Consider the following 24623-nt stretch of genomic DNA (forward strand, 5'->3'; position numbering starts at 1 on the left):
CATAAAGGAACAGGAAATAATTCCTGAGATAAATAAACAGATTGTAATACCGATTGCTCTGTGTTGCATGATAATTTCCTTTGAATATTTTATATTTAGAATTATGTAAATAGAATACTTTTTTGGGATAATAATGTCAATTTGAAAAATTATCTTCTATCAATCCAATAAAATTAAGTTGTTTTTCCAACCGTCAATAAGAAGGAGAATGTAGTATGTCAAAGAAAGTAAAAATAGGAGTTATTGGTTGTGGAGCCATTGCGGAAAGAGTTCATGTCCCCGATTATCACGCATGTCCACAAGCAGAATTGGTAGCTTTTTGTGATGTTGAAAAGAAGAAAGCGGAAACACTGGCAAAACAATTTGCGCCTCAAGCCCGAGTATATACCGATTACAAGCAAATGTTTAAAGAGGGAGGTATAGATGCAGTTTCAATATGCACTCCGAATGTATATCATGGACCTGCAACGATTACGGCATTGAACTCAGGTTGCCATGTCCTTGTGGAAAAGCCTATGGCAACCAGTTTAGAAGAAGCACAAAAAATGATTGATACCGCAAAGAAAAAAGGGTTGCTATTAATGGTCAATCAAAGTCAGCGTCGTTTTCCGGAACATCGGAAAGCCAAAGAAGTAGTGGAAAGCGGTATTTTAGGAAAAATACTTCATGTAACAGCCATGTTCGGTCATGCAGGACCGGAAGAATGGAGCCCTACAGGAAAATGGTTTTTCAATAAGAAAGAAGCACGATTCGGTGCTATGGCAGATTTAGGTGTTCATAAGGCAGACCTGATTCGCTATTTAACAGGGAAGGAAGTTGCGGAAATATGCGCCTTTTATGGGCGATTAGAAAAGCCCAATGCTACGGTTGAAGATAACTTTGTTTCTGCCTTAAAGTTTACAGATGGCACATTAGGAACATTGTCGGCATCATGGACAGTAAAGGGCATGTCCGCCGATTATATTATTCTTCATTGCGAGCGTGGTTCCCTTCAGGTAGGAGTAAACCCCGAAAAGCCTGTAGTAGCAAATTTAGTAAAACCCCTTTGCGATATTGTTTTTCCTCTTCCCGAGCCCTATTCAAATGTAAGTTGGGGAATTGATATTGGCGGTGCTTTTGTTCGTGCTGTTTTAGGTTTAGAACCACCGTATTGCACAGGCGAAGAAGGGAAAAAGGCACTGGAAATTATCCTGTCCGCAGAGAAATCGGCTTTGACAGGGAAAACCGTTAAAATAAAACATTAATGAATAGATAGATATGACGAACAATGGCAACAAATTAAATACTGTCTGGGTAAAATTAAGTGGGCATTCATATCCCATTCATGTAGGAGTAGGAATATTCCCAAAATTAGCCGAAGAATTAGCCCGATTAAACTGGAAGGGAAAAGTCGGAATCATAACAGATTCCAATGTCGCTAATTATTACCTGCCTACTTGCGAAGAAATAATCAAAAAAGTATGTCCACAAGGTTATGTAGTTCACATTTTGCCAGCGGGAGAAGAGTATAAAACAATACAGCAGATTGAAAATATATGCACTACCATGTTGCAGGGAGGATTAGACCGTTCCAGTGGTATTATTGCTTTAGGAGGAGGAGTTGTAGGGGATATCGCAGGTTATTTTTCATCATCATATATGCGAGGCATTCCCTTTGTTCAGGTCCCTACGACCATTGTATCACAGGTAGATGCAAGTATTGGAGGTAAAACGGGAGTAAATCACCCCTTAGGCAAGAATATTTTAGGGGCTTTCTATCAACCCCATTCAGTCCTGATTGACCTGAACTTGTTAAAAACATTACCAGAGCGAATATATCGCGAAGGCTTTGCAGAGATTATCAAACATGGAATTATTGCAGACAAAGAATTATTTGACTATTGTCAGAATAACGCAGAACAACTCATTCAGAAAGATTTAGATTGCTTATTATATCCCGTGGTGCGTTCCTGTGAGATTAAAGCGGATATTGTGATGAAAGATGAAAAGGAACAAAATATCCGCGCCTACTTAAATTACGGACATACCTTTGGACATGCTTTTGAAGCCGTTACTCATTACAAAACATTCCTCCATGGTGAAGCCGTTGCTTTGGGTATGATTACAGCCTCAGAAGTGGGTGTCCTTTTAGGATATGTGCCTGAGGAAGTTCCACTACAACACCGTGAAGCTTTAAGGAAATATCATTTGCCGATAAAATGGGATGATTTGCCAATAGATGATGTTATGGAAACCATGAAACGAGATAAAAAAACAAAAGCAGGCAAATTGCGTTTCATCATACCCCGCAAGATTGGAGAAGTCTCTATTGAAAGTGATGTGCCAGAGGATTGTATCCGTCATGCTCTGAAAAAAACAAAAACGGGTTAGAATTTCTACAAGGAGAATTTTCGTATGTGGGATAAAGAAAGCGAATTCGATGCAGTTTATGATAAAGGATTAACAGAATTGATGCGAGGAGACCTTATTTCAGCCGAGAAAACTTTGATGCAATCCTTACAATTAAATCCTAATTCACATGTAGTCCATTATCAATTAGGTAGGTGCTATCTTCGTTTAGGAAAACTACTCAAAGCACAGGAAGAATTGGAAATTGCTATCCGTATACAGGCAGAGCATATCCCATCTCTGGCAGAATTAGGCTTTGTTTATCTGTGCCAAGACCGAATTGCAGAAGCAGGAAATATCTTCAAAAAAGCGGTAGATTTACGGTCTAATCATGGAAAATCCCTGATAGGTATGTCCGTATGTTCTTTTTCCAGTGGAAATTGGGCAGAAGCCTATGAATGGGCATTAAAAGCGGTACAATTAGGGGGAAGTCACTTTATGGCTTTATACTTACTTGCGAAAGCGGAAAAAGTATTAGGACATTTACAAGAATCCGAAGAACATTTTAAGAAATCCGAAGAACTATTAGAAAAGACAACAGAAGTAGCACCCGAACAACCCGAGAGTTATTTCATGCGGGGAGAAATTGCATTAATTGGGGAATTCTACAACAAGGCGTATGAGTTATTCTGTGAAGTAGAAAATCGTATGGACAAAAACCGCGAATATTATTTTTACCATGAAAAATTTAACTATATAACCATTTTAAATAAACAAGGCATCTGCCTGAAACAGTTAGGAAAAAAAGAAGAGGCTAAAAAAATCGGCACCAAAATCCTCCAATTAGACCCCGAAAACAAATTAGCCAAACTCCTCCTTACAGATTAAAATGAAAAATAAAAAGAGTTATGAATATTAGGTTATTTATTAAGGCAACCCATTAGTATTACTTATAACAAATAATGCTTTAACCCAAATAAACATAATTACCCCGAAGTCCCATTGCTCCTATCAGTCCCATTCGTCTCAGATACAAAAAAGGTTACATATATAAATTATACTTCTTCCCCATTCGCGTTTTTTTGTGTCATTCGTGGTTATAGAAAATATCGGGAGTGGGGACGCTTCGGCTACGAGAAGGACAAAAAATTGTAAATGTGTGGAGGCGAAATATTTTTCGCCAAAAGTTTCGGAACTGTAATTGGTATTTTGCCTGTCAATAATGATGAAGAAGCCATTGAATATATGAATGATAGCCCCTACGGATTAACAGCGTCTATCTGGACATCGGATTTCGAAAGAGCCAAAAGAATTGGAGAACGGGTCGAGACAGGAACATTTTATATGAATCGTTGCGATTATTTAGACCCGGCACTGCCATGGACTGGTGTTAAAGATATAGAACGAGGTGCTTCTCTCTCCCATTACGGCTATTATCCATTAACACAACTTAAAAGTGTGCACCTCCGAATAAAATGGTAACTGTTAACTACAATCCATAAAAAATATTTGCAGATTTACATTTTCATACATTGATTTTTTCAGTAATATATCCATCTGTATCAAACCGTGTCCTTCTATATTTGTACCTCTGTAAATAAGATTATGTAAAACAGAGAAAACCTTATAAGCACGACTGATATACATTTTCAGCCTCAATTTATTTGGGTCATTGGAAACGGAAAAAAACTTGTCCACACATCTGAAAATCCGCCAAAAATACATAATGCAGAAGAAAAAATTTTCCTTAGGGTTTTACGGAAATGGTAAGGGACATAAAATTACTAATTTATTTATAGATAAATCGTCCATCGATTATGTAGGCTTGTTTGGTTTTGTAGGAGATTTTGCAAGAAGTGAAGGGATAATACAAGATGTTAGGATAGAGGACATCTGGTTGGTAGGAAATAATTATGTTGGGGGGCTGGTTAGGTTTCTTGATTTGGCTGCTTCAGTAAGCAATTGTAATGTTCATGGTTATGTATCCGGCAATGTCGAGGTAGGGGGATTAGTAGGCCGTTTGGATAATGGAATAATCAATAATTCTCTTTCAATGGCTCCGTTTACGGATTTGAAATAATTGGGGGGTTAATTGGAAAAACTTATTATGGTAAAGTGGATAATTGCTGTGCAAATGCTTTTGTATCGGGTTCCCTTGATGATATTGGTGGGCTCATAGGAGTAAATAGCGGCAAAATAAACACAAGTTACGCCACAGGTGAGTTGTCTGGGACAGTAGATTTAGGTGGTTTAATTGATAAAAATGCTGGAGAACTTAAAAATAGCTATTCTATGGTCTCTATTTCCATGGGGGCAATGCATGTCGGCGGATTAATGGGTTACAACGAACAAACTGTGGAAAAGTGTTATTCTATAGGTTTCGTTTCAGGAGGTGGACCTTTTGTAGGAGGTTTAATCGGATGGAGTGCAGGAAGTATTACTAATAGCTATTGGGATATAGAAACCTCGGGTCGCACTATCTCAGATGGTGGAGAAGGCAAAACAACATCGGAGATGAAACAGCAAACAACTTTTATAGATTGGAATTTTTCAACAATTTGGGGTATAAACGAAAGTATGAGTTATCCCTATTTATTATGGCAAGGAGAACCACCCCTGAGCCGGAAGGAATGATAGAAGGTATGCATGAAGGGTATGCGGAAGGAGAAGGGGAAACCTTGCCTCCGCACAGTGCAGACCAGAACAAAGATTGGGAAATTAATCTAATCGAACTCTTAAGAGTGATTCAATTATATAACTCGGGTGGGTATCATTGTGATGCGCTTGGAGAAGATGGGTATGCTCCCGGTCCCGGTGAAGTAAATTGCTCCCCCCATAGTTCCGATTGTAATCCTCAGGATTGGAAAATTAATTTACCCGAACTACTCCGTATTATTCAAATTTATAACATAGTTGTTTATCATGCCTGCCAGAATCAAAGTGAAGATAACTATTGCCCAGGATAAAAATGTGGTTAATATTCATACTACACCCTTAACTGCTCTTTGTTAATTCTGTACAAATTAAGAGTAACTTAAATACATCACGCTAATTGAGTAAAATATTCTATCAGGTAAGATATTAAACCTGTGGTATAGTAAACTTGAATAAATTCAATAAGTTCCCTTTTACAAAAACATATAGGTATAATTTGGTAATTTTAAATATATGTAAAGTGAGAGGCAAAGTTGTATCTATTCGTGGAGTATAAATTATGAATGAGATAAGATATGAGCCAATTGGAATAGTTCATTCTCCATTCAAAGAGCCTAAAGGGACACCCATACAGTCTGTAGGTGCTGAGGGTATTGATGGAACGGTTGAGATATTTCAAAAATATGTTGAAGGCTTAAAAGACCTTGAAGGTTTTTCGCATATTATTTTGATATATCACTTCCATTTATCTAAAGGGTTTTCCTTAAAAGTAAAGGCTTATCTGGACATTGAGGAACACGGTGTTTTTGCCACGAGAGCCCCAAGTAGACCGAACTCAATCGGTATGTCCATAGTGCATCTTATTAAGATTGAAGAAAATATACTCCATGTCCAAGACATTGATATTGTAGATGGAACTCCTCTTCTGGATATAAAACCGTATGTGCCAGAATTTGACCTACGGAGAGTGGAGAAGATTGGGTGGCTTGAAAAAAATGTGCATAAACTTCCAACGACAAGAGATGATGGGAGATTTATAAAATAATTTGTAAGGCTCCCAACGACGCCTCCCATATACTTTGTTTTTTTAACTCTTCGTAATATATCTCCCTTTGAACCCAACATTGTAATTAAAAGACTATAATTTAAGGTATATTTCATATCTATTTTGTCAAGCAGAACTGATTATTAACAGAAACAAATATTGAAATCTATAATCCATGTTTTTATCTTATTATTGAATGGGAAGAGATAGGATTTCTTTGTGTATTATTGTTATTTTAAGTGGTTATCAAGCCAATTAAAGGCTTCTTCTTGCATATCATTATTGAATTCGTGGGGGATATCCCAGATTTTGGTATACAGGTTATCTTGCTTCCCCTGGGATTGCCATACCTTTTTCATAATTTCGTAGGAATCTTCTACTCCTTCTATGGGAAATAGTGTATCTTTGCTTCCGTTGAAAAACAACATAGGCTTGGGACATGCTAAACTGGCAATATCCGGGATATCCAGATATAAATACAAGTTGGGAGCTAACATGGAATAAGCAGATTGTCCTTGTGTTTGATTATTGTCAGGAACCATTAATGAAGGTGTTGTAGCCATCCAGCAGATAGCACAACCTACCTTTATATCGTCTGACAAAGCACTTAACATCCATGTGCGATGTGCTCCCATCGAAAGGCCTATGGCACCTATGCGGTTTCCATCCACTTCAGGCAAACTTTTTAAAAATGCTACAGAACGAATGTCGTCCCAGGTGATAATTCCTAACCAGGATGTGCCTACGTGAAAAATATTCGAACCTAATCTCTGCTGATTTTCGTAATTGCTCCCTCCGCACTCTTGACGTGCTCCCCAAAACAAGGCATCTATTGCTAAAACGACATATCCGCGTTTTGCAAGTTCATCTCCAATAAACCTGCCTCCATAGTATTTCTTTACCCAATCTGTTGCGTCATCTACCACTTCTTTACTTTCTGCAATAGGTTGAACTACTTTTTCTTTCCCTATACTGAAATGGGCTCCATGGTCATGCAAACATACAACAGCAGGGAAAGGAGGTGTCCCTTTGGGTATAAGTAGGTATGCAGGAATTCGTTCCCATTCGGAAATGTTTAAAGCTAGTTTTCGTGCGATATAAGATTCCCTGTCTTCCTCTGTAATTAATTCGGGTCTGAAAAAAGTAAAGGGGGGAGGAAAACCCAAACATTCCAAGACTTTTTTGCGACTTTTTTTCTTCCATTCTTCGAAATAAGCAAATTTACCTTGTTCATAACGAAAGGCAGGAACATAACTTTTCAACCAATCTGCTGTAAATTTTGGAAGTGTTTTTTCAATGGAGCAATTTTTGCCCGTTTCTATATTTGTTTCCGTTTTCGGCATTTCCATTCGCATCAATACTGTTCGTAATTCGGGATGGGAAATATTCAAAACCCGAGCTGCTTCTCTATGTTTCAGGTAGTAATCCAGAACGGTTGTAAAGAAAACAACTCCTTCCGGAGGCAGGACATCTGTGCAGGAGATATTTCCCTCTGTATAATCCTTTGAGTAATCCCGTTCCTCAAAAGTTTTGTATATTTCTTCAAGGTTTTTTCCTTGCTCTACTTTACCGGTAGCATATTCCCACGGTCCTAAACTGTTTAATACACATTGGTTTCGTATTAAACTCGCAATTCGTGCTTGTAAAACCGTTTCTATTCGGTCGAGACATAAAGCAAAATAAGGAGACTTGCTTTCTAATACGAAACAAGCATTTACTAATTGTTGCGCATGTTCTATTCCTTGTCCTATAAATACAAGAGGTGAACGCGGATGAGGATAACGCCAGCCACCAACAGGGTCTCCACTTTCCGCAATAAACTTTGCAACAGATTCTATGGTCTCATACAAATGAGGTTCGTCAGGGAATTCTTTGTATAAGTCAGGCAATCCCTGTAAGGCATAACCTAAAATATAAGGTTTGGGGAAGGGATTTTTGTATCCTGTCTGGTCGTTCTGAATAAACGGCACCTCTTTTTTTAAAGGTTCGCCTCCCTGTGAGAATAAATGATTATCGCATAACTTCTCTCGTAATTCGCGGAATAATCGTAAGGCATGTTGTGCGTATTCCTTTTTTCCTAAAGCATGATACAGAACCATAAAATCTTTTACCACCCCCACATTTCTGCATTCCCCCGTGTTGGCATGAATATTCTCCTTTGCATATTCAACCTGCCACTTTAAACTACATGCATACATTGGGTCGCCGGTCTCTTCATACGCAAATAGTAAATTATCAAAGCCTTTTGTGCAGAATGTAACTGCGTCATTAGAACGCCACATGAAGTTATTATCATCTTCATGTATTTTAGGGTCTCTTCCACGAATATTGTTATAACGGGTCCCTCCAAAATTCGTTTTTTCCAATTCACCCCACCAGATGGATAACTGCGTATAATTCTGGCACCACAGCAGAAAAGTCTTTCGTATTTCTGGGTCTGCTGTCCGCAGGAATTCATAAAAAATTTCTGAATTATGATTTAAACGGTTCATTCCAAAAACAGAATTTACAGGCATGGTAGATAGATTTCCAAAATCATCGCCATAGAGCCTTGGTATTGCCATAGCGTTCCTATGCCAGCGAACGATTTCTTTCAACACATCATTTTCAGGTTCTAGATATTCATCACAATGATATATAGATTTCCATAGTGAAATTGGGACATGACATACCACAGGCGGTTCCAATAACTCGTTCCATTCTGGCATGTCAGAAGGTCCAACATAGAGACAGGCCGTTCGCCATGCCATCGGTTGATGTGGAACTTTATCTATTTCCCGACTTCGCAAATAAGTTACTTTCCATCCATTAGAAGTAGTTTCGCCGTGGACAACACCTTTTCGCCAGTCTACAGCGTCCGGAAAAGATAATATTCTGCCAGTTTCCATCTGAAATGAAACCCTTTCCCCATCCTTCCATTCATGGTCAAAAGGATTGTTTAACTGTGTAATGCTATCTCCGATTTTCTTTGATATATTTCCCACTCCTTCGATACTCAAACCGAACTCCGGGGCATAGCCATCTTCTTTTGCACATCGTTGTAAAAATACTCTTACCGCAAATTGCCCTTCAACATTTGCTCGTAATTCAACAATTTCAGGATATGTCTCATCCCACTGTAACCATCGAACCCATAGGTATTGATTTCCGTGTTCTATAATTTCCTGTCTTATTTCCTTAATGTTCGCTGTCGGAGAGATTAACATTATTTTTAAGGATTTATCTTTTTCATTAGAGACAAGGATTTGTTTGCCGTTATATTCAAAGGAATTGCCACCTATTTGTAATAAACTACCAGTATCTTCTTTTTGTAAAACAGGTTTATCACAAACAACAACATATTGTTTCTCTTTACCTTCAAAATTATCTACAAACGAAAGTAGTGCTCTGCGGACATACCCTTCTCCCCCTCCATAGGTAGTCAGAACGCGAAAGTCCGCTGGAATTTCGATGCCTTGTGATTGTAATAAAACCTTCTTACTCTCTTTCATTCTCCCATAGGGAAATGGAATTGAGGCACGAACAAATTGACGACCTGTATTAGTTACCTTTATGATAAATTTTACTTCATCCCATACGTTGTTTTTTGGAAGCACCTCCCCAGAAACCAAAGGCTCAAATCGGAATTTCTGGAACCACAATTCCTTTGTTTCCCCAACCTCATCTGCAATGGATAAAGAGTTATAACAAATAGAAAACAGAAATACAACGGAAAAAAGTTGTTTTACCTGAACTATCATATTAATTCCTTTCCTTTTCTTCCTTCTTATACTATCACACTATCCCTGATAAAAAACGAAACAACACTCTCTTTGATTTGTCTGACTTGTTTACTTGACACCTCCGAAAATCTGTGCTATAATGCATGTATGTATTATTTTGTAATACCATACGGACATTTTAGAATGAGCCTCACAAAAACCAAAAGATATACACATCAAATTCAACATTATACCCTTATATTAATGCTGTGTATATCTGTTCTTGCTCCGTTTCTGCTGCATTATCATCATATCCACACCCATGGTAATGAGCCTGAGATAGGTCATTCCGAGGATTTTTGTCCTATTTGTTTGTTTGTATTGCAACTTAATACCCTTGCACTTTGGGTTATAACTTTCGCTTTTGTTTTTTTAATTAAAATTTTGGGTCAGGCTCAAAAGAATCCCCATCTTTTCTCTTTCTTGTCTCTATATTTTTCTCGTGCTCCTCCTTTAACAGTCTAAAATACTTCTTATAGATATCTTTTCTCACACCTCATTATTTTTCCGTTTATTTTTCTGTTTTTATTCCAATTATTTTACATTTAATTTGTCTTTATAAAAGGAGAATTTACTATGAAAAAATCAGGTTTTACTCTTATAGAATTGCTTGTAGTCATAGCAATTATAGGTATTCTGGCGGCAATTTTATTGCCCGCATTAGCACGGGCACGAGAGGCAGCACGACGCTCTTCCTGTGCAAACAACTTAAAACAAATAGGTTTGGCTTTGAAAATGTATGCCAACGAAGCGAAGGGAGAACGCTTTCCCCCTATTAAATCTACCAATTGTGATGGAAGTCCAACCATAGGTCTTGCCACAATGATTGATATGGAAACGATGTATCCGGAGTATTTGAATGATTTTCAAGTTCTGGTTTGCCCGAGTTCACCATGGGCAGGTCCCGCATTGCAATTATGGGATGAAGGAAAAAACCCGGCAACTACTTATGAAGAGGCTCTAGCAGAAGGACACATGTTTCTTAATGGGGTTTCTGTTCATCAAAATGGGATTATTGAACCCTGCGAAGTATATGAACATCCGTATGTATATTTTGGCTGGGCTATTAATCCAACCCTGTTTCAGGCAAATGAAGATTATAACTTTTTCGAAAATGCCATCGAAAACCTTGTTGAAACGATAACGAACCCCGCAAATACAACACAGCAATGTAAACAATATGCAGATGAAGATTGGATTTTCCCAGACATCGGAATTCCTTCTATTTTGGCAAGTTCAAGACAGGCATATCGTTTGCGTGAAGGAATTGAACGATTTTTGATTACAGACATAAACAATCCGAGCAGTTCCAATATGGCTCAATCCATTTTACCCGTGATGTGGGATGAGATATCCGGTGATGAGGCATCTCATTTTAACCATGCTCCTGGTGGATGTAATGTCCTATATATGGATGGACATGTTGAATTCTTAAAATTTGTTCCACAACCAGGCAGTGAAATAAATAAAGGTAATTCTTTCCCTGTTAATAGTGGGGGAATTATTATTCACGAGGCATCTCATCACGGAGCACATCACCATCACTAACACAGATATTTTTCCTTGAATAGGGGCAATTCGTGGGCAATTCATGAATTGCCCCTACGACCACGAATTGTTGCAAATTAGGTAGGGGGATATACGGTTTCTATGAAACATAAAATAAATGGGGTTTGTCTAAAATTAAAAAATTAGATTAGTAATAAAATTCTGTTTTAGTTTTATAATTAATTTAAGAAGAAAAAAATTTATCAGGAAGGTTTTACTGATTGTGTTTAAAACTTACTTATCAGGTTTTTTTGATGGAATTCAAAGCAGAGTTTTATTACAAAGTTTTTTTACAGCCCTTTTTGTTTTGTTAGCAGTTCAATTATTTACAATTGGTGTATTGAGTGAGCGATTACCTATTGAGGTATCGCGACCTTATTATCAGGAATTAAAGAGTTTTTCGTTTGAACCGAGGGAGAAATTTATAATTGATAATGTAGATGGTGCAGTCAATATTACACCGAGTAAAGGTTCAAAGATTATAGTTAATGCAGATGCCCGGGGTTATCCCAGCCGATATAAAGACAGAGAAAGAGTTCGCCGATTTTCAAAGAATTTATTCTAGATTATAGAAAGTGACCGTAGTATAAGTATCGAAACAGAACCTCGTCCTCGTCCGGAGGGGGTCGAATTTCGGGTGGATTATCAAATAACCGTGCCAGAAGGTATTAATTTAGAGGTAAATGTTACAGGGAGAGGTAGTGTCTATATTACAGCAGGTGCAAAAGATGTTTCTGTTCATGCCAATCAAGGGGATATTACCATTATTCAACCTGAGGGTGAAATTTTTGCTCAAACGATATTAGGTCGAATTGATGTAAGTCAGATAAAAGACTCTGCGGATATACAAACAATTAATGGTGCCATATATACCACTATGATAAAAGGGAAAATTAGAGCAAATTCTGTAAACGGTAATATTCAGGCAACTCTTTTAAGTGAAAATATTGAAATTTGTGATTTAAGCGTTACAAATGGTAATATAACTTTAATAATACCCGAATTGTTTTCGTCTAAAATTCTGGCAAAAACCCATAGAGGTTATGTAACTTCGGAGTTTGCTTTAGGCGAAATTACCCCGGGCACTCAGGTTCGCCAGATAGAAAAACAAATAGGTAAAGGGGTAGCAGACTTGAAATTAACCTCTATGAATGGCAAAATATTAATATCACGATTGGTGCAATAGAAACCAAAATTATTACAAAGTAGTCTAACTATTTAACGAACAGAGGAAAAAAGAATGTTCAAGTGGTTAAGTTCTTCTTCGCAAACAAGCGGAGCGATAGTAGCGTGTCCGGGCGTTGCGGAGAAGGTCTCAGTAGAAACTTCCGAACTCGAATTGGTGCGGAAAAGTCAGAAAGGAGATACAGAGGCTTTCGCTGAATTGGTGCGAAAATATCAGCAAATTGTTTTTAATATTTCGTATCGGTTCATGCGAGATACCAACCTTGCAGAAGATATGGCTCAAGAATCTTTCATAAAGGCATTCAAACATATAAAAGGTTTTCGTGGTGATTGTGCTTTTTCAACATGGTTATATCGTGTAACCTGTAGTGTTTGCCTGACAGAACTAAACAGAAGAAAGAAAAGAGCCGAAGTTGAATTACAACCGGATACCCCTGTGGGTAGCGTGGAAACAAAAATTAACGAATATGAAATCGCAGAAAAAATCCGCAAATGTGTTACCAATCTTTCCGACCGATATGCTACGGTTTTGACACTTTATTATTTGAATGGTATTTCTTATGAAGAAATTGCTGAAATTATGGATATACCTGTAGGAACATTGAAAACATGGATGTTCCGTGCTCGTAAGCAATTGCGGAAAATTGTAGAAAAGGAGATTTTTCCCAATGGTAGAGATTCCTCGTGAAGATGAATTAGATGCACTTATTGAGTCGGTATTAAAAGATGAAAAACTTTTACCGACACCGGTAACCTTGCATTCTAATGTAGTTAAAAGATTAAAATTGCACGAATTAAGAGAAATGGAACGGCTTCGTTTCCGTTATTTAATGACGGGTTTTGTTATTACGGTCCTGACCATTATATTCGGTGTTATTTTTTCCATATCTTTTTATAAATGGTCTGTTATGTTCTGGTATGGTTCCGATGCAGGCTGGGGATACTGGGACTATTACCGAACTTATTTACAGACTTTCTGGATAAAATATCAGGGGACTTATTCTTTCTTACTTACATTAGGGGTTGCCATAAGTACTTTGGTTATATTGCTTACCCCATGGGCAAAATCTCATAAAATGTAAAAGTTTATATAATAACGAGGACAATTACGGACCCTTTTTGTGTATTATTTTGAAAAATAATTATGCCTTGTTTTATCTTAATAGTATTGTCCTTCGTTATAATATGAAATATTAGTTGTATTTAAATATAAAAGATGAGAGTTATTTATGAGTAAGAAAATATTTATTTCCCGTGGAATGGTTCAGGCAATATTTGTATTAATCCTTATTGTGGCTATAGGGGTAGCGGTTGCATTTCTATTTGCCCCGCAGAAACCCGAAGCCCCTCCAAGGTCTAACATTGCTTATGAGGATAAGCCTACCGAACGTCCGGATAAAAAACCTGGAAAGCAACATGACGAAGTCCTTCCTGATATATCTACCCCATCCACAGAAGCACAACCTAAAGTTCCCGCTCCCCAAGAACCTACAGGGGCACCAGAAACTGCAACATCCTCTGTCAGTGAGAGGAAAATATTTTATTGTTCTGTGAAAGTAATAGATGGACAAAACAATCAGCCTTTACCGGGAGCCAAGGTTATATTAGCATCAACATCAGTGAGAAGATACAGACCTTCATTGGGTGGTTTTTCAGTAACATCCGGGAGGACTACTATCGAGCCTTATCAGATACGAGGACCTTTTGGCACGAATGAAGAAGGTGTTGCTTGGGTTACGATTTTTGATGCCGATATAGAACAGTTTAAGAAAGAAAATCTTCGTGTTATTGCTAAATACGGGGATTATATTCAGGGAGAAGAACCTCTACCAGAACTTAAAGAAGAAGAATCGAATGAAATTACAATGAAACTATACAAAGGGGGGTCTATTGAAGGAAGAGTTGTGGAGGAAGGTTCAGGTAAAGGTGCCAGTGGAGTTAAAATTATTATTGATGAAGGATTAAACCCTTTTAAGGAACAGGGAAAGACCACTCCATCAATACCTGCTGTAAGTGATGAAGACGGGAATTTTAAATTAGAAGGACTTATCCCGGGCACTTACGGTATATTGATTTCTATAGAGGGCACTCCTTATTTACCTAACAAAAAAGAATTTCCCTATAAAAAAGTTACAATTGTATCCCCACAGGATGTCCAAAAAGGTATCGTTTTTAAAGTTTTACCTGCGGGAATGATTTGGGGATATATATTAAACATGTCGGGGGAACCTGTTTCTGGTGCAGAAGTTTTATTAACTACCTCTCAAAGCATATTCTCACAGGCAGTAAGTGCATTACTAACACAAGAAGCCCCTATATCCACGACTTCTGATAGTAATGGCTATTATGAAATGGGTGGTGTCCCACTAAATCAGGAATGGCGTTTATATGTAACCGGGGTAGGTGGATATACACCCCAATTAAGCGATGTCTTCGCATTAACTCCATCATATCGAGTGGTTCGTGTAGATGTTAATGTTTTTGATGGAACATCTGTTTCAGGATTTGTGCGAGATACCGCGGGGAACCCTATATCACGGGCAGATATTGTATGCATGCCCGAATACAGTGCTATCTTTTCACCGCTTGACCAGCCTACAACTTTTAAGAATGTAACTACACAAGAAGATGGTTCTTATTATATTTCCGGGCTTCCACAAGGAAGTTATCAGATTTTAGCATGGAAAGCAGGTTATAAAGTTCCTATGTCAGGCTATAAATTTGCCAGTGATGGATATTCAAAAGTTACAGGTATTAATATTACTTTAGAACCTGTTGAAGCAGGAGAACTGTCTGTTTACGGTAAGGTAACAAATCCGCAGGGACAGCCTATAAGTGGTGCAGATGTCCAATTGGAGGGAATTACTACAGCAGGTTTCCAGTCTGTAGATGAATCAACAAAAACGGATAGTGCAGGAATGTATAAGATAGATGGGGTAAGTATTGGATATTATGAATTGCGTGTATCATATCCCGGGTATGTAACCCGAACATTATATAGCGTTCGATTTAATCAGCCTACCGATGTTATTTTGCAAACCTTTGGTGTAATTCGTGGGCAGGTGTTAGTAAAAGAAACGAATGCCCCTCTGGAAAAGCCTTTTACGATTGAAGCAAAACCGGAACCCCTTGGAGCAGATGCATCAGGGGATATTACCTTTGCACAATACACGACAGAGACCACAGAATCTTCATTTACTAACCCGGAAGGTAGATTTGAACTCCAATTAGGTCCCAGTGCTTTTACATTGACAGCGAGTTCCGACGAATATGTAGATGGCAAGGCTCAAGCAGTGGTTCGCGAAGGGGAAACGGTAGAAGTGAAGATATATGTATCGAAACAAGGTGCGGTTGTTGCAGGAAAAGTAAATATTCGTGGCGGAGGTAATCCACAGGGGGCAAGAGTATTTCTAATTCAATCCGAATCCGAAACCGAAGCCATGACCAGAGCCCTTTTCGCTGAAGAATCCTCTGGAGGAAAGATGCAGATTGTCGGCGAAGATGGTATGTTCCGTTTTGAATCGGTATCGGAGGGAAATTATGTGGTTATAGCCCAGCATGAAGGTTATGCTATGGGCAATAGTGGGTTGATTTCCCTAAGTGCGGGACAACGCATGGAAAATGTAACCATAACTTTGGGCTCGGGTGGTGGATTGGAAGGTCATGTGTATATAAATGGACAACTGGCTCCCAATGCTCTGGTGGTTATTTTAGGACCAGGAGGAACAAAAACGACCAATACCGATGCTAATGGTTATTATTATTTTGACGGGTTAACCGGTGGTGTATATCAATTAGTTGCATCACCTGTTGGTTCAGGAAATACAGGAGATACAGTAGATACAGAAGATATTAATATGAGTGGCTTGTTTGAGACAAAAGGTGTTCCTGTTGAAGTTAAAGAAGGACAGACAACCCGTTTCGACTTCGGTAAAATGGGTGGAGTGCGAATTGAAGGACGGTGCAACCCATCACCGCCTATTGGAGGTATTGCTTTATTGAGACCTCCCTCTGGGCGTCCTTTTGCCTTTGGACAGGTGGTAAATATGGATGAACTGGTAGGAAGTATGAGTGCTATGGTGAACCCCTTAGGTGGAAATTTTGTTTTTGAAGATGTTCCGACGGGAGAATGGCAGTTAGATATTTATTATGTCCAATTTGGTCGTGGGGTTCGGTATGTCTATAGCACGGTTATTTCTGTAAAAGGAGAAGAGCCTGTAATGAATATTGATTGTATGGTTCGGTTATAATACATGAAAAAAGAAGGTGCTAAATAGTGGCTTTTATAGAGGTTGAAAATCTAACCGTTTCTTATAGCGAAACGGTTGCCATTCATGATATATCTTTTCAATTAGAGCCGGGTGTTATTGGTCTTATCGGTCCAAACGGAGCAGGGAAAACGACACTCATACGCACTTTCTTAGGCTTTATCCGTCCTGTAAAAGGGAAGATTGTCATTTCAGGTCTTTCTCTTCCTCAAGAAATATTAAAAGTCCGTGCGATAGTAGGACACATGCCCGAACGGGAAGTAGTCAGTCCGAAGGTAACTGCGGTTAGTTTTTTAGTATATTGTGGCAGGTTGGTAGGAATGTCTTATGTTGATGCTTTAGAGCGGTCTCATGAAGTATTAAATTATGTGGGATTGCAGGAAGCACGGTATCGCCCCATGCAAACCTATTCAACAGGAATGTTGCAACGGGTAAAATTAGCGCAAGCCATTCTGCATGACCCTAAAATTTTAATTTTAGATGAACCTACCAACGGATTAGACCCGGATGGCAGATTGGAAATGCTTCAACTGATAAAAGAAATTTCCGAACAACGAAATGTTACAACTATTTTATCTACACATTTATTACCGGATGTCCAAAATCTGTGTTCTCAGATTGTTGTATTGAAAAAGGGGAAACTGGTTTATTGTGGAGACCTTCAATCCTTGATTGATAGTAAGGTAAATCACTATGAAGTCTCTGTTCAGTCGCCTATAGAACCTTTTGAGGAAGAGTTAGAAAAAATAGGGATAAAGTTCCAGGAATTACCTCAGGAAGTTTTATCCCTCCAGTTACCGGAAAGTATTCCACAACAAGAGATATTCCGCTGTGCCCAGAGAGCAGGAACTATAATTCGTTCCTTTATGCCTGCGGGTGGAAGTCTGGCGGAATTATTCCAGTCAAAACTTGATAAGGAAGAGGTAAGTTAACACATGCCTGTATATTCATTCACTTACAGACCCTTTGAGGGGAAGTATCTTCGTCATTTCCGCTGGTGGGTTATTTTTCTCGAAGAGGTTCGATTATGGAATCGCTCGCGAATTTTCCAGATTTTGTTCCTTTTGGGAATGTTACAGCCTTTAGCCCGTTTTCTTCAAATCCTTTCCTACAATTCTGCGATGCAAGACCCCAATCATCCCTTAGCTCCCCTTATTCGTTCTGTTACCTGGCTAAAAGTTAATGATGAACTCTATTACAATCTTATCCGTTTGCAGGCACCTATTGTTTTGCTTCTTTTGCTATATGTCGGAGCTGGAACCGTATGCTCCGATAGGAAAAATCGTCTCTGGGATATATACTTTTCCAAGCCTATCCACTGGTATAACTATTTGGTAGGAAAGTTATTATCTGTGATATCCTGTGGACTTTCTTTGACCTTTGTCCCTGCTGTGATACTTATGTTTACGGATTATGTTACAAAAAAATCGTCAACTTGGACAGGTTTATTTTCTTATCTCCCGGTTATGGGTGAGAGTCTTATGTTCTCATTGGTATTGGTTATCCCTTCTGCATTAGCCATCGTTGCTGCATCCAGCATTTTCCCCACAGAAAACATAACCGTTATAAGTGTAATAACTATTCTAATAGCAAATACGACACTGGCGGGGCTTCTATCCAACTTTATGCGAGATGGGAATTATATGCAGATTTCGTTTCCTGTAGCTATATATTTTATGGGACAAAAAATTTTTAATGTAGACCGTAATATCTTTTTCCGAACGGCAGATGTAAGTGGCTTTAATATGTTTTTATACATATTTTTTGTTTCGCTTTTGTGTTTACTTATATGTATCTTTCAGGTTCGGAAGGCAGAAAGGGGCTAATTCATGGATACACAAATTGAGACGAGGGAATTATCCAAATGGTTTGGTGAAGTGGTAGCATTAAATAATGTTTCTGTTCAAATTCCCACCGGTGTTATCGGATTATTAGGACCGAATGGGGCAGGCAAATCTACATTCATTAAATTGGCATTAGGTTTGTATCGTCCCAGTCGAGGTGAGATTCGTATTTTGGGTGAAAAGCCACGCAATAATTTTCATACACTCCAGAAAGTAGGTTATTGTCCAGAAATGGACCATTTTGTGGAGGAGGTGAGTGGTTACGAATTTTTATACTGGTTAGCACGATATTCGGGCTACAAACCCAAAGTAGCTAAAAAACAGGTTGAGCGTGCTGTAGAACGGGTAAGTATGACAGAGCGTATGTATGACCCTATTGCCACTTATAGTAAAGGGATGAGGCAGCGTGTCAAAATCGCCCAGACTCTACTACATGACCCCGAAATTTTATTTTTAGATGAACCTATGAATGGGCTTGACCCAACCGCTCGTGAAGAATTGTTTGAATTAGTTATTTCCCTTGGAAATGAAGGGAAAACAGTTATTTTTTCAAGCCATGTGTTACATGAAGTAGAACGCGTTACGGATACTGTAATTTTGATTTATAATGGTAGAGTGCTTGCCTTCGGAAAAATTCGTGAAATACGCGACCTCATCAAAAATCATCCCCGCACAATTGTTATCGAGACATTAGAACCGAAGAAAGTTTACCAAATATTAAGTGTAGATGAGAATATCACCACGGTAAATTTTGATACGCAATCCTTAACGGTGCATACATTAGACCCCATGCAAACATTTAAATATATCAATGAAATGTTCTTGGATGAGAAAGTTCCAATATATAGTTTTCGCTGTGCGGATGAAGATTTGCAATCTGTTTTCCAATATTTAATTTCAACTCATATCCCACGAGGATTATAAAACAAATGGCGATATTGCGAATTAAAAACATAGGCAGTCTTTTTTTAGATATAAAAACATCCTTTCTTCATTCCTTAACCATTACGCTACGACGCGACCGTTTTTTATTAATGGCGATAATATGTGTTCTTCCTGTTATTATTCCCATCTTTGTGGCTCTATTTTCCCGAGCCATGTTTCGTGAAAGTGGTCTGGAAATTTTTATTCGTCTTTCAGAACAGGTATATGTTCACACACTTACCCCATTGCTGGCTTTATTTATCGGTTTGATTGGTATTCGCGAAGAGGTAGATTCATTAACTATTGTGTATCTACTTACAAGACCTGTATCCAAATTTGCGTGGATAGTAGGTAGATTCTTTGCTTATATGCTTATTTCTACCTTTTTATTGGGGGTAGGACTTTTCTCTACATTTCTTGCCTGTGTTGTTTTAGGAAGTATTTATGTAGATTTTATTGGAATAAGTATGTTATTGCAATACTTGGGTGTGGGGGTTATGGGTTTGATGGGTTATGGCGCTATTAGTTTAATGTTGGGTTGTGCTACAAATTATCCTATTATTATTGGCGTAATATTATTTTTCGGTTGGGAAAAAATTGCAAATGTTATTCCGGGTATCGCAGATTTCTGGACAATACAAAAGTATTTAGATTCTATGTTTCCTGCCCTTGCTTCTCAACGGTATAACCGTGCGGTAATGACAGTTATAGGTAGTTTTCAAAAAGAACTATTTTTTGTTAGTCCTCAACGAGCTTTCATAACTCTTATTGTATTGACGATTATTTTTTTAGCGTTGGCGATAGGGTTTGTCCTATGGCGTGAATTTACAAAAGACCGTGTAGTTGGTACTCGATGAAGTTGAATTTAGGGAATACTTTCCAATACCTCCTGAGCATGTCCTTCCGGTTTTACTTTTCTCCAAATTTTAATGATTTTTCCATCGGGACCAATTAAAAAGGTGGAACGGATAATCCCATAAGTAATTTTCCCATACATATTTTTTTCACCCCAGGCACCATATTTTTCAGCGATTTTGTGTCCTTCATCGGCAAGTAAATGAAAACGGAGGTTATACTTGTCTGCAAAGGAACAATGAGAGTCTAAAGAGTCAGGGCTAACCCCCAAAACGACTACGTTCTTTTTCTCAAATTCCGATGAAAAATCCCGAAATCCTTTAGCTTCTATTGTGCAGCCCGGAGTATCATCTTTCGGATAAAAATACAATACAACATATTTACCACGAAGGTCTGATAACTGAATTTTTTCTCCACGATGACTTTTTAATGAAAATTTTGGTGCGGAATCACCTTCATTTACGGGCTGAATTTTGGGGTTACTCATAATAGTTTCTCCTTACATTTACCTTACCTACTTAACAAGGTCTGGTGATAAATCATTCCTGAATTTATTTTCTATACTAAATATGATAATATACACTATAATATTTATATCTTAAAAATAAAAAAAGGTGTTGTTTATGTCTAAATGGCAACCGCTTCAAATCGTAGAAAAAATTTCTACACTACCTACCTTACCGACCACAGTATCGGCAGTACTTAAGGAAATGGCAAATCCGGATAGTTCTGCTATCGGACTTGCTAAGTTAATTAGTTCTGACCAGAGTTTAGCAGGGGGAATTCTTCGCGTGGTAAACTCTGCCTATTACAACTTCCCTCGAAAGATAGGTAGTCTTACGGATGCCATTGTGTTGTTAGGTTATAAAGGTATTCGTAGCATTGTTTTGTCTGTAACAGCCTTTCGTTTCTTTTCCAATTCCTCCGACTATATCGATAGAAAAAAATTATGGAATCATGCCCTTGCATGTGCCCTTATTTCAGACTTATTAAATCGAAAGTTAAATGTGGCAGAGAGTAATGCCTTTGAGGCGGGTTTGCTTCACGACATTGGCAAAGTTGTTTTTGATTATCTTGACCCGGAATTGTTCCGTGAAGCGATAAAAGAGGCAAAACGGAAGGAACTTCCATTAGTATCCATAGAGCCCTCTCATTTCGGGACAGACCACTCGGAAGTAGGCACCTTATTGGCAAATCATTGGAATTTACCGGAAAATATTGTTCAGGCGATTCGATTTCATCATCAACCTGAGAAATCGGTTCCAGAATATTTACCCGGGACTTGTTTGGTGGCTCTATCCAATGCGATTACATATTCATTAGAAATGGGCGATTCTGTCAGTGATGCTGTGCCTGAATTGCCTCCCATAGTATTTGAAACATTAAAGATAGAAGAGACATTCATAGAAGATTCCCGTGAAGAGATACGCCAAAGCGTAGAAATAGGTCTGGAAGCATTTTCTTCTATTAACTGAATAGATAGACCAATAGAAAAACATCCCATCGCTTTGATATAATACATATAGCATATTAAAAATTTTCAATTGGAAATATTTATAGAAGGTAGGAAGTTTTATTTTTAAAACCCAACAAAGGAGTAAAAAACATGCCAGCAATAGTTGACCCGGAAAAATGCACAGGTTGTGGAAGTTGTGTTGATGTATGCCCTACAGAGGCTATTCATTTAAATGATGATGGCAAAGCAGTCGTTGACCCTGATAAATGTGGTGATTGCGGTGCCTGTGTAGATGAATGCCCTTCAGAAGCCATTACTCTCTCTGAATAACAGTTATATTTTTTTATTTATAAACTCTAAAAAGAGAAATAAATGAATCATGTTTTTGGACCTGTTTATTCCCGCAGGTTAAGTAAATCATTGGGGATAGATTTGGTTCCGTTCAAAACTTGCACTCAAGATTGTGTCTATTGCCAGTTAGGACCTACAACTTGCAAATTGTTGGAACGCGGTTCTTTTTGTAATGTTGGTAAAATAATCACAGAGTTAAAGCAGAAATTGGAACAGGTTTCTCCGGATTTTATAACCCTTGTAGGTTCGGGTGAGCCTACTTTATGCAAAGAATTAGGAGAGGTAATTTCAGAAATAAAAAAAATCACTTCTATTCCTGTGGCTGTCCTGACAAATGGTTCGTTATTATTTCAATCGGATGTTCGAAATGATTTAGTTCAGGCGGATATTGTTTGCCCATCATTAGATGCAGGGAATGACTATACTTTTCAAAGAGTTAACCGACCCATACCCACTATTGATTTTGATACTTTTTTGAATGGTTTAATTCAGTTCCGTAGAGAGTATCACGGGCAAATATGGTTGGAAGTGCTTTTGATAAAGGGTATAACAGATACCCAGGAAGAGGTCGTTCAAATTGCACAATGTGCCGCTCAGATAAATCCTGACCGTATCCATTTGAATACGGTAACGCGTCCCCCTTCTGATATTTCAATAACAGGTTTAACCCTTTCAGAATTGGAAGAGTTTGCATCATTATTTACACCCACAGCAGAAGTCATTGCAGAATATCCCACAGTCTCCGAAGTTATTACATCAGCAAAAGATATACAGCAAGAAGATATTTTAAATGTAATACAAAGGCACCCCTGTTCATTGAAGGAATTATCCTTTGCGCTGAGTGTTTCAGAAGAAATGTTAAAACCTGTTTTGAAAGATTTAATACACCAAGATAAAGTGGAAGTTTTTAATATTCGCGGTAGAGAATTATTCCGTTATAAAAACAAATAGGTTAACTTGTTCTACCACACCTCTATCATCTCAATTCCTAAAAAATTGTTTTTATTCTATCAAGGATTATTCTACTACAAAAATATAAGGTCCCCAACTATTGGCTTCATCGGCTTTGGGCAATTTATTTGTTGCGTGAATTTTTACACCCGGCCTCACTTCTACATCGTATTCAAGACCCGCTTCGCCTTTACGCCTTGATTCGAAATGGAAATCCAATTGCCCGTTATCGTTCAAATCACGCGTGGCTAAGAAATAAGTCCGCAAGGCAAGAATATGATATACATTTCTTGGTGGTTCTGTTCCTAAGGGTTCGGGCACAACCCCTGCAGTGGAACCTCCCGGTCCTACACTGATAAGGACATACGCATCGTAAACTGATGCGGGGAAAGTAAGGTCGCTTATCATGGGATGAGTCGGGTCCCAGGATTCTGCATAGAAGAAACCATTTTCAATCCAATAACGACGGGCTTTTTGGAATTGCCGTTTGTTGACGGGAGCATATACAAATGGACGATTTTCCATGTCCATTAAACGGGTTAGCTCTCCGCCGGGATTATTATTCCCACGATACAATTCATCTGGGAAGGTATAGACACCTGTGGCTTGACTTTTTATCCCCATAGGCAAAAATTCCATAAGACCAATTCGCCCATCGCGGTTTGTATCAAATCCTTCTGAAAACTCATCAAGATATTTACGGTCGCCATGAACTTTTAGAAGTGCAGTATAAGGGCGTAGCATAAACAACTGTTCATCAGGTATTTGACCTACTTGATAATCTTTAGAATCCCATTTTACAAAACCATAACCCGGGGGATATGTATTGTAGTCTGTGAAATAGGATGTCATTGCGGTTCGAAATTGTAGAAAAGTATTATCCATCCGTCGCAATTTGGCTCTTTCACGAACACGAGGTAAAATCGCAAAAGTAAATCCTGCAAGAATTGCAATGATAGCTATTACCGTGAGTAACTCAATGAGTGTGAAACCTTTTATCCTCTTTTTCATAAATTAGTCCTTTTTTGTAGTCGGGCGTGCGGCTTGCTTTAATATTTTCCTGATTACATAATAACATAAAAAGGGAATATTTGGGCAACTTGTTTCGTTATGTTCAAAAAAATTTTTTATATATCCCCCAAAGTGATATAATATCACTTATAAATATAACTTTAACTTTAACATAAGGAGTAAATCATGGGAGCAAAATACTCGGTTGAACAAATATTTGAACAGGCTGCGAAATTCGTCGTAAAACAAAAAGGCCAATGGGAACATAATGACTGGGAAGATTTCTTAGGAAAGATTTCCGAATACCAGATTGATTTAAATGATGAATTAATCGTAAAGTTAGGTTCCCTTTTAGAATTGGGTAAATATTTTTATTTCAACCTGCCTGAGACTGTAGAGAAAAAACAAAAAAAAACAAGGAGGTTACATTATGTCAAAAGG

At 38.1% G+C, this 24623-nt stretch carries 25 protein-coding genes and 1 pseudogene; 23 read left to right on the plus strand and 3 right to left on the minus strand.

The window, feature by feature from the left end; translation table 11 throughout:
• Positions 1 to 215 precede the first annotated feature (215 nt).
• The 8 genes and pseudogenes from PLA12_09545 (at position 216) to tsaA (ending at position 6028) form a co-directional block, all read left to right on the plus strand.
• Complete coding sequence (locus tag PLA12_09545; GenBank protein ID HOQ32744.1) at positions 216 to 1244, plus strand: Gfo/Idh/MocA family oxidoreductase; 1029 nt, start codon at positions 216 to 218, stop codon at positions 1242 to 1244.
• 13 nt (positions 1245 to 1257) lie between these two features.
• Positions 1258 to 2370 (plus strand): 3-dehydroquinate synthase, encoded by a 1113-nt coding sequence (gene aroB / locus PLA12_09550; protein HOQ32745.1) that lies wholly within the window; start codon positions 1258 to 1260, stop codon positions 2368 to 2370.
• Between the two features lie 24 nt (positions 2371 to 2394).
• Positions 2395 to 3216 carry a CDC27 family protein gene (locus PLA12_09555; GenBank protein HOQ32746.1) on the plus strand — a complete coding sequence of 274 codons (822 nt, stop codon included), beginning with the start codon at positions 2395 to 2397 and terminating at the stop codon, positions 3214 to 3216.
• A 294-nt stretch (positions 3217 to 3510) separates the two neighbouring features.
• Positions 3511 to 3810, plus strand: a pseudogene (locus PLA12_09560) (aldehyde dehydrogenase family protein).
• A gap of 208 nt (positions 3811 to 4018) precedes the next feature.
• Positions 4019 to 4408, plus strand: coding sequence for a hypothetical protein (locus PLA12_09565; GenBank protein HOQ32747.1), 390 nt, complete (start codon positions 4019 to 4021; stop codon positions 4406 to 4408).
• Positions 4409 to 4443: 35 nt separating this feature from the next.
• The gene (locus PLA12_09570) at positions 4444 to 4962 is read left to right on the plus strand and encodes a hypothetical protein (protein HOQ32748.1); all 519 of its coding nucleotides are present in this window, start codon (positions 4444 to 4446) and stop codon (positions 4960 to 4962) included.
• Between the two features lie 8 nt (positions 4963 to 4970).
• On the plus strand, positions 4971 to 5294 hold the full coding sequence (locus PLA12_09575; protein ID HOQ32749.1) for a hypothetical protein: 324 nt from the start codon (positions 4971 to 4973) through the stop codon (positions 5292 to 5294).
• A gap of 248 nt (positions 5295 to 5542) precedes the next feature.
• On the plus strand, positions 5543 to 6028 hold the full coding sequence (tsaA, locus tag PLA12_09580; GenBank protein ID HOQ32750.1) for a tRNA (N6-threonylcarbamoyladenosine(37)-N6)-methyltransferase TrmO: 486 nt from the start codon (positions 5543 to 5545) through the stop codon (positions 6026 to 6028).
• Positions 6029 to 6258: 230 nt separating this feature from the next.
• Here tsaA and PLA12_09585 read toward each other — a convergent pair whose 3' ends face one another.
• The gene (locus PLA12_09585) at positions 6259 to 9768 is read right to left on the minus strand and encodes an alpha/beta hydrolase family protein (protein HOQ32751.1); all 3510 of its coding nucleotides are present in this window, start codon (positions 9766 to 9768) and stop codon (positions 6259 to 6261) included.
• A gap of 165 nt (positions 9769 to 9933) precedes the next feature.
• Between PLA12_09585 and PLA12_09590 the strand changes: the two genes are divergently transcribed.
• The 11 genes from PLA12_09590 (at position 9934) to PLA12_09640 (ending at position 20415) form a co-directional block, all read left to right on the plus strand.
• Positions 9934 to 10254 (plus strand): hypothetical protein, encoded by a 321-nt coding sequence (locus PLA12_09590; protein ID HOQ32752.1) that lies wholly within the window; start codon positions 9934 to 9936, stop codon positions 10252 to 10254.
• Between the two features lie 111 nt (positions 10255 to 10365).
• On the plus strand, positions 10366 to 11337 hold the full coding sequence (locus PLA12_09595; GenBank protein ID HOQ32753.1) for a DUF1559 domain-containing protein: 972 nt from the start codon (positions 10366 to 10368) through the stop codon (positions 11335 to 11337).
• Between the two features lie 223 nt (positions 11338 to 11560).
• The gene (locus PLA12_09600; GenBank protein HOQ32754.1) at positions 11561 to 11902 is read left to right on the plus strand and encodes a hypothetical protein; all 342 of its coding nucleotides are present in this window, start codon (positions 11561 to 11563) and stop codon (positions 11900 to 11902) included.
• 72 nt (positions 11903 to 11974) lie between these two features.
• Positions 11975 to 12523 carry a DUF4097 family beta strand repeat-containing protein gene (locus PLA12_09605; GenBank protein HOQ32755.1) on the plus strand — a complete coding sequence of 183 codons (549 nt, stop codon included), beginning with the start codon at positions 11975 to 11977 and terminating at the stop codon, positions 12521 to 12523.
• A gap of 54 nt (positions 12524 to 12577) precedes the next feature.
• Entirely contained in the window at positions 12578 to 13210 is a 633-nt protein-coding gene (locus PLA12_09610; GenBank protein ID HOQ32756.1) for an RNA polymerase sigma factor, read from the plus strand.
• On the plus strand, positions 13191 to 13604 hold the full coding sequence (locus PLA12_09615) for a hypothetical protein (protein HOQ32757.1): 414 nt from the start codon (positions 13191 to 13193) through the stop codon (positions 13602 to 13604). The genes PLA12_09610 and PLA12_09615 overlap by 20 nt, the downstream gene beginning before the upstream one ends.
• A gap of 147 nt (positions 13605 to 13751) precedes the next feature.
• Positions 13752 to 16772: a carboxypeptidase regulatory-like domain-containing protein gene (locus tag PLA12_09620; protein HOQ32758.1), complete on the plus strand. Its 3021-nt coding sequence runs from the start codon at positions 13752 to 13754 to the stop codon at positions 16770 to 16772.
• A 26-nt stretch (positions 16773 to 16798) separates the two neighbouring features.
• Positions 16799 to 17722, plus strand: a complete 924-nt coding sequence (locus PLA12_09625; protein HOQ32759.1) for an ABC transporter ATP-binding protein — start codon at positions 16799 to 16801, stop codon at positions 17720 to 17722.
• 3 nt (positions 17723 to 17725) lie between these two features.
• Positions 17726 to 18616 carry a hypothetical protein gene (locus tag PLA12_09630; protein HOQ32760.1) on the plus strand — a complete coding sequence of 297 codons (891 nt, stop codon included), beginning with the start codon at positions 17726 to 17728 and terminating at the stop codon, positions 18614 to 18616.
• 3 nt (positions 18617 to 18619) lie between these two features.
• On the plus strand, positions 18620 to 19558 hold the full coding sequence (locus tag PLA12_09635; protein ID HOQ32761.1) for an ABC transporter ATP-binding protein: 939 nt from the start codon (positions 18620 to 18622) through the stop codon (positions 19556 to 19558).
• 5 nt (positions 19559 to 19563) lie between these two features.
• A complete protein-coding gene (locus tag PLA12_09640) occupies positions 19564 to 20415 on the plus strand; it encodes an ABC transporter permease (GenBank protein HOQ32762.1) in 852 nt (283 codons plus the stop codon).
• Between the two features lie 8 nt (positions 20416 to 20423).
• Here the strand turns inward: PLA12_09640 and bcp are convergent, their stop codons facing one another.
• Positions 20424 to 20900 (minus strand): thioredoxin-dependent thiol peroxidase, encoded by a 477-nt coding sequence (bcp, locus tag PLA12_09645; GenBank protein HOQ32763.1) that lies wholly within the window; start codon positions 20898 to 20900, stop codon positions 20424 to 20426.
• A gap of 136 nt (positions 20901 to 21036) precedes the next feature.
• On the opposite strand from bcp, the gene PLA12_09650 reads away from it, so the two are divergent.
• From PLA12_09650 to PLA12_09660, 3 genes are all read left to right on the plus strand, one after another.
• Positions 21037 to 21888, plus strand: coding sequence for an HDOD domain-containing protein (locus tag PLA12_09650; protein HOQ32764.1), 852 nt, complete (start codon positions 21037 to 21039; stop codon positions 21886 to 21888).
• Positions 21889 to 22019: 131 nt separating this feature from the next.
• Positions 22020 to 22199: a 4Fe-4S binding protein gene (locus PLA12_09655; GenBank protein ID HOQ32765.1), complete on the plus strand. Its 180-nt coding sequence runs from the start codon at positions 22020 to 22022 to the stop codon at positions 22197 to 22199.
• Between the two features lie 42 nt (positions 22200 to 22241).
• Positions 22242 to 23171 carry a radical SAM protein gene (locus PLA12_09660; GenBank protein ID HOQ32766.1) on the plus strand — a complete coding sequence of 310 codons (930 nt, stop codon included), beginning with the start codon at positions 22242 to 22244 and terminating at the stop codon, positions 23169 to 23171.
• Positions 23172 to 23237: 66 nt separating this feature from the next.
• Here PLA12_09660 and PLA12_09665 read toward each other — a convergent pair whose 3' ends face one another.
• A complete protein-coding gene (locus PLA12_09665; GenBank protein HOQ32767.1) occupies positions 23238 to 24182 on the minus strand; it encodes a type II secretion system protein in 945 nt (314 codons plus the stop codon).
• Positions 24183 to 24368: 186 nt separating this feature from the next.
• Here PLA12_09665 and PLA12_09670 point away from each other — a divergent pair.
• Positions 24369 to 24623 (plus strand): hypothetical protein (locus tag PLA12_09670; GenBank protein ID HOQ32768.1); only part of this gene is annotated, 255 nt, incomplete at its 3' end.

The sequence above is a fragment of the Candidatus Hydrogenedens sp. genome (genome assembly GCA_035378955.1).
Taxonomy (GTDB): Bacteria; Hydrogenedentota; Hydrogenedentia; order Hydrogenedentales; family Hydrogenedentaceae; genus Hydrogenedens.

Excerpts from the sequence above, each read along its gene's own strand:
- PLA12_09545 (HOQ32744.1), top strand. The coding sequence starts at position 216 with ATGTCAAAGAAAGTAAAAATAGGAGTTATTGGTTGTGGAGCCATTGCG.
- aroB (HOQ32745.1), top strand. The coding sequence starts at position 1,258 with ATGACGAACAATGGCAACAAATTAAATACTGTCTGGGTAAAATTAAGT.
- PLA12_09555 (HOQ32746.1), top strand. The coding sequence starts at position 2,395 with ATGTGGGATAAAGAAAGCGAATTCGATGCAGTTTATGATAAAGGATTA.
- PLA12_09575 (HOQ32749.1), top strand. The coding sequence starts at position 4,971 with ATGCATGAAGGGTATGCGGAAGGAGAAGGGGAAACCTTGCCTCCGCAC.
- tsaA (HOQ32750.1), top strand. The coding sequence starts at position 5,543 with ATGAATGAGATAAGATATGAGCCAATTGGAATAGTTCATTCTCCATTC.
- PLA12_09585 (HOQ32751.1), bottom strand. The coding sequence starts at position 9,768 with ATGATAGTTCAGGTAAAACAACTTTTTTCCGTTGTATTTCTGTTTTCT.
- PLA12_09590 (HOQ32752.1), top strand. The coding sequence starts at position 9,934 with ATGAGCCTCACAAAAACCAAAAGATATACACATCAAATTCAACATTAT.
- PLA12_09595 (HOQ32753.1), top strand. The coding sequence starts at position 10,366 with ATGAAAAAATCAGGTTTTACTCTTATAGAATTGCTTGTAGTCATAGCA.
- PLA12_09610 (HOQ32756.1), top strand. The coding sequence starts at position 12,578 with ATGTTCAAGTGGTTAAGTTCTTCTTCGCAAACAAGCGGAGCGATAGTA.
- PLA12_09615 (HOQ32757.1), top strand. The coding sequence starts at position 13,191 with ATGGTAGAGATTCCTCGTGAAGATGAATTAGATGCACTTATTGAGTCG.
- PLA12_09620 (HOQ32758.1), top strand. The coding sequence starts at position 13,752 with ATGAGTAAGAAAATATTTATTTCCCGTGGAATGGTTCAGGCAATATTT.
- PLA12_09630 (HOQ32760.1), top strand. The coding sequence starts at position 17,726 with ATGCCTGTATATTCATTCACTTACAGACCCTTTGAGGGGAAGTATCTT.
- PLA12_09635 (HOQ32761.1), top strand. The coding sequence starts at position 18,620 with ATGGATACACAAATTGAGACGAGGGAATTATCCAAATGGTTTGGTGAA.
- PLA12_09640 (HOQ32762.1), top strand. The coding sequence starts at position 19,564 with ATGGCGATATTGCGAATTAAAAACATAGGCAGTCTTTTTTTAGATATA.
- bcp (HOQ32763.1), bottom strand. The coding sequence starts at position 20,900 with ATGAGTAACCCCAAAATTCAGCCCGTAAATGAAGGTGATTCCGCACCA.
- PLA12_09650 (HOQ32764.1), top strand. The coding sequence starts at position 21,037 with ATGTCTAAATGGCAACCGCTTCAAATCGTAGAAAAAATTTCTACACTA.
- PLA12_09655 (HOQ32765.1), top strand. The coding sequence starts at position 22,020 with ATGCCAGCAATAGTTGACCCGGAAAAATGCACAGGTTGTGGAAGTTGT.
- PLA12_09660 (HOQ32766.1), top strand. The coding sequence starts at position 22,242 with ATGAATCATGTTTTTGGACCTGTTTATTCCCGCAGGTTAAGTAAATCA.
- PLA12_09665 (HOQ32767.1), bottom strand. The coding sequence starts at position 24,182 with ATGAAAAAGAGGATAAAAGGTTTCACACTCATTGAGTTACTCACGGTA.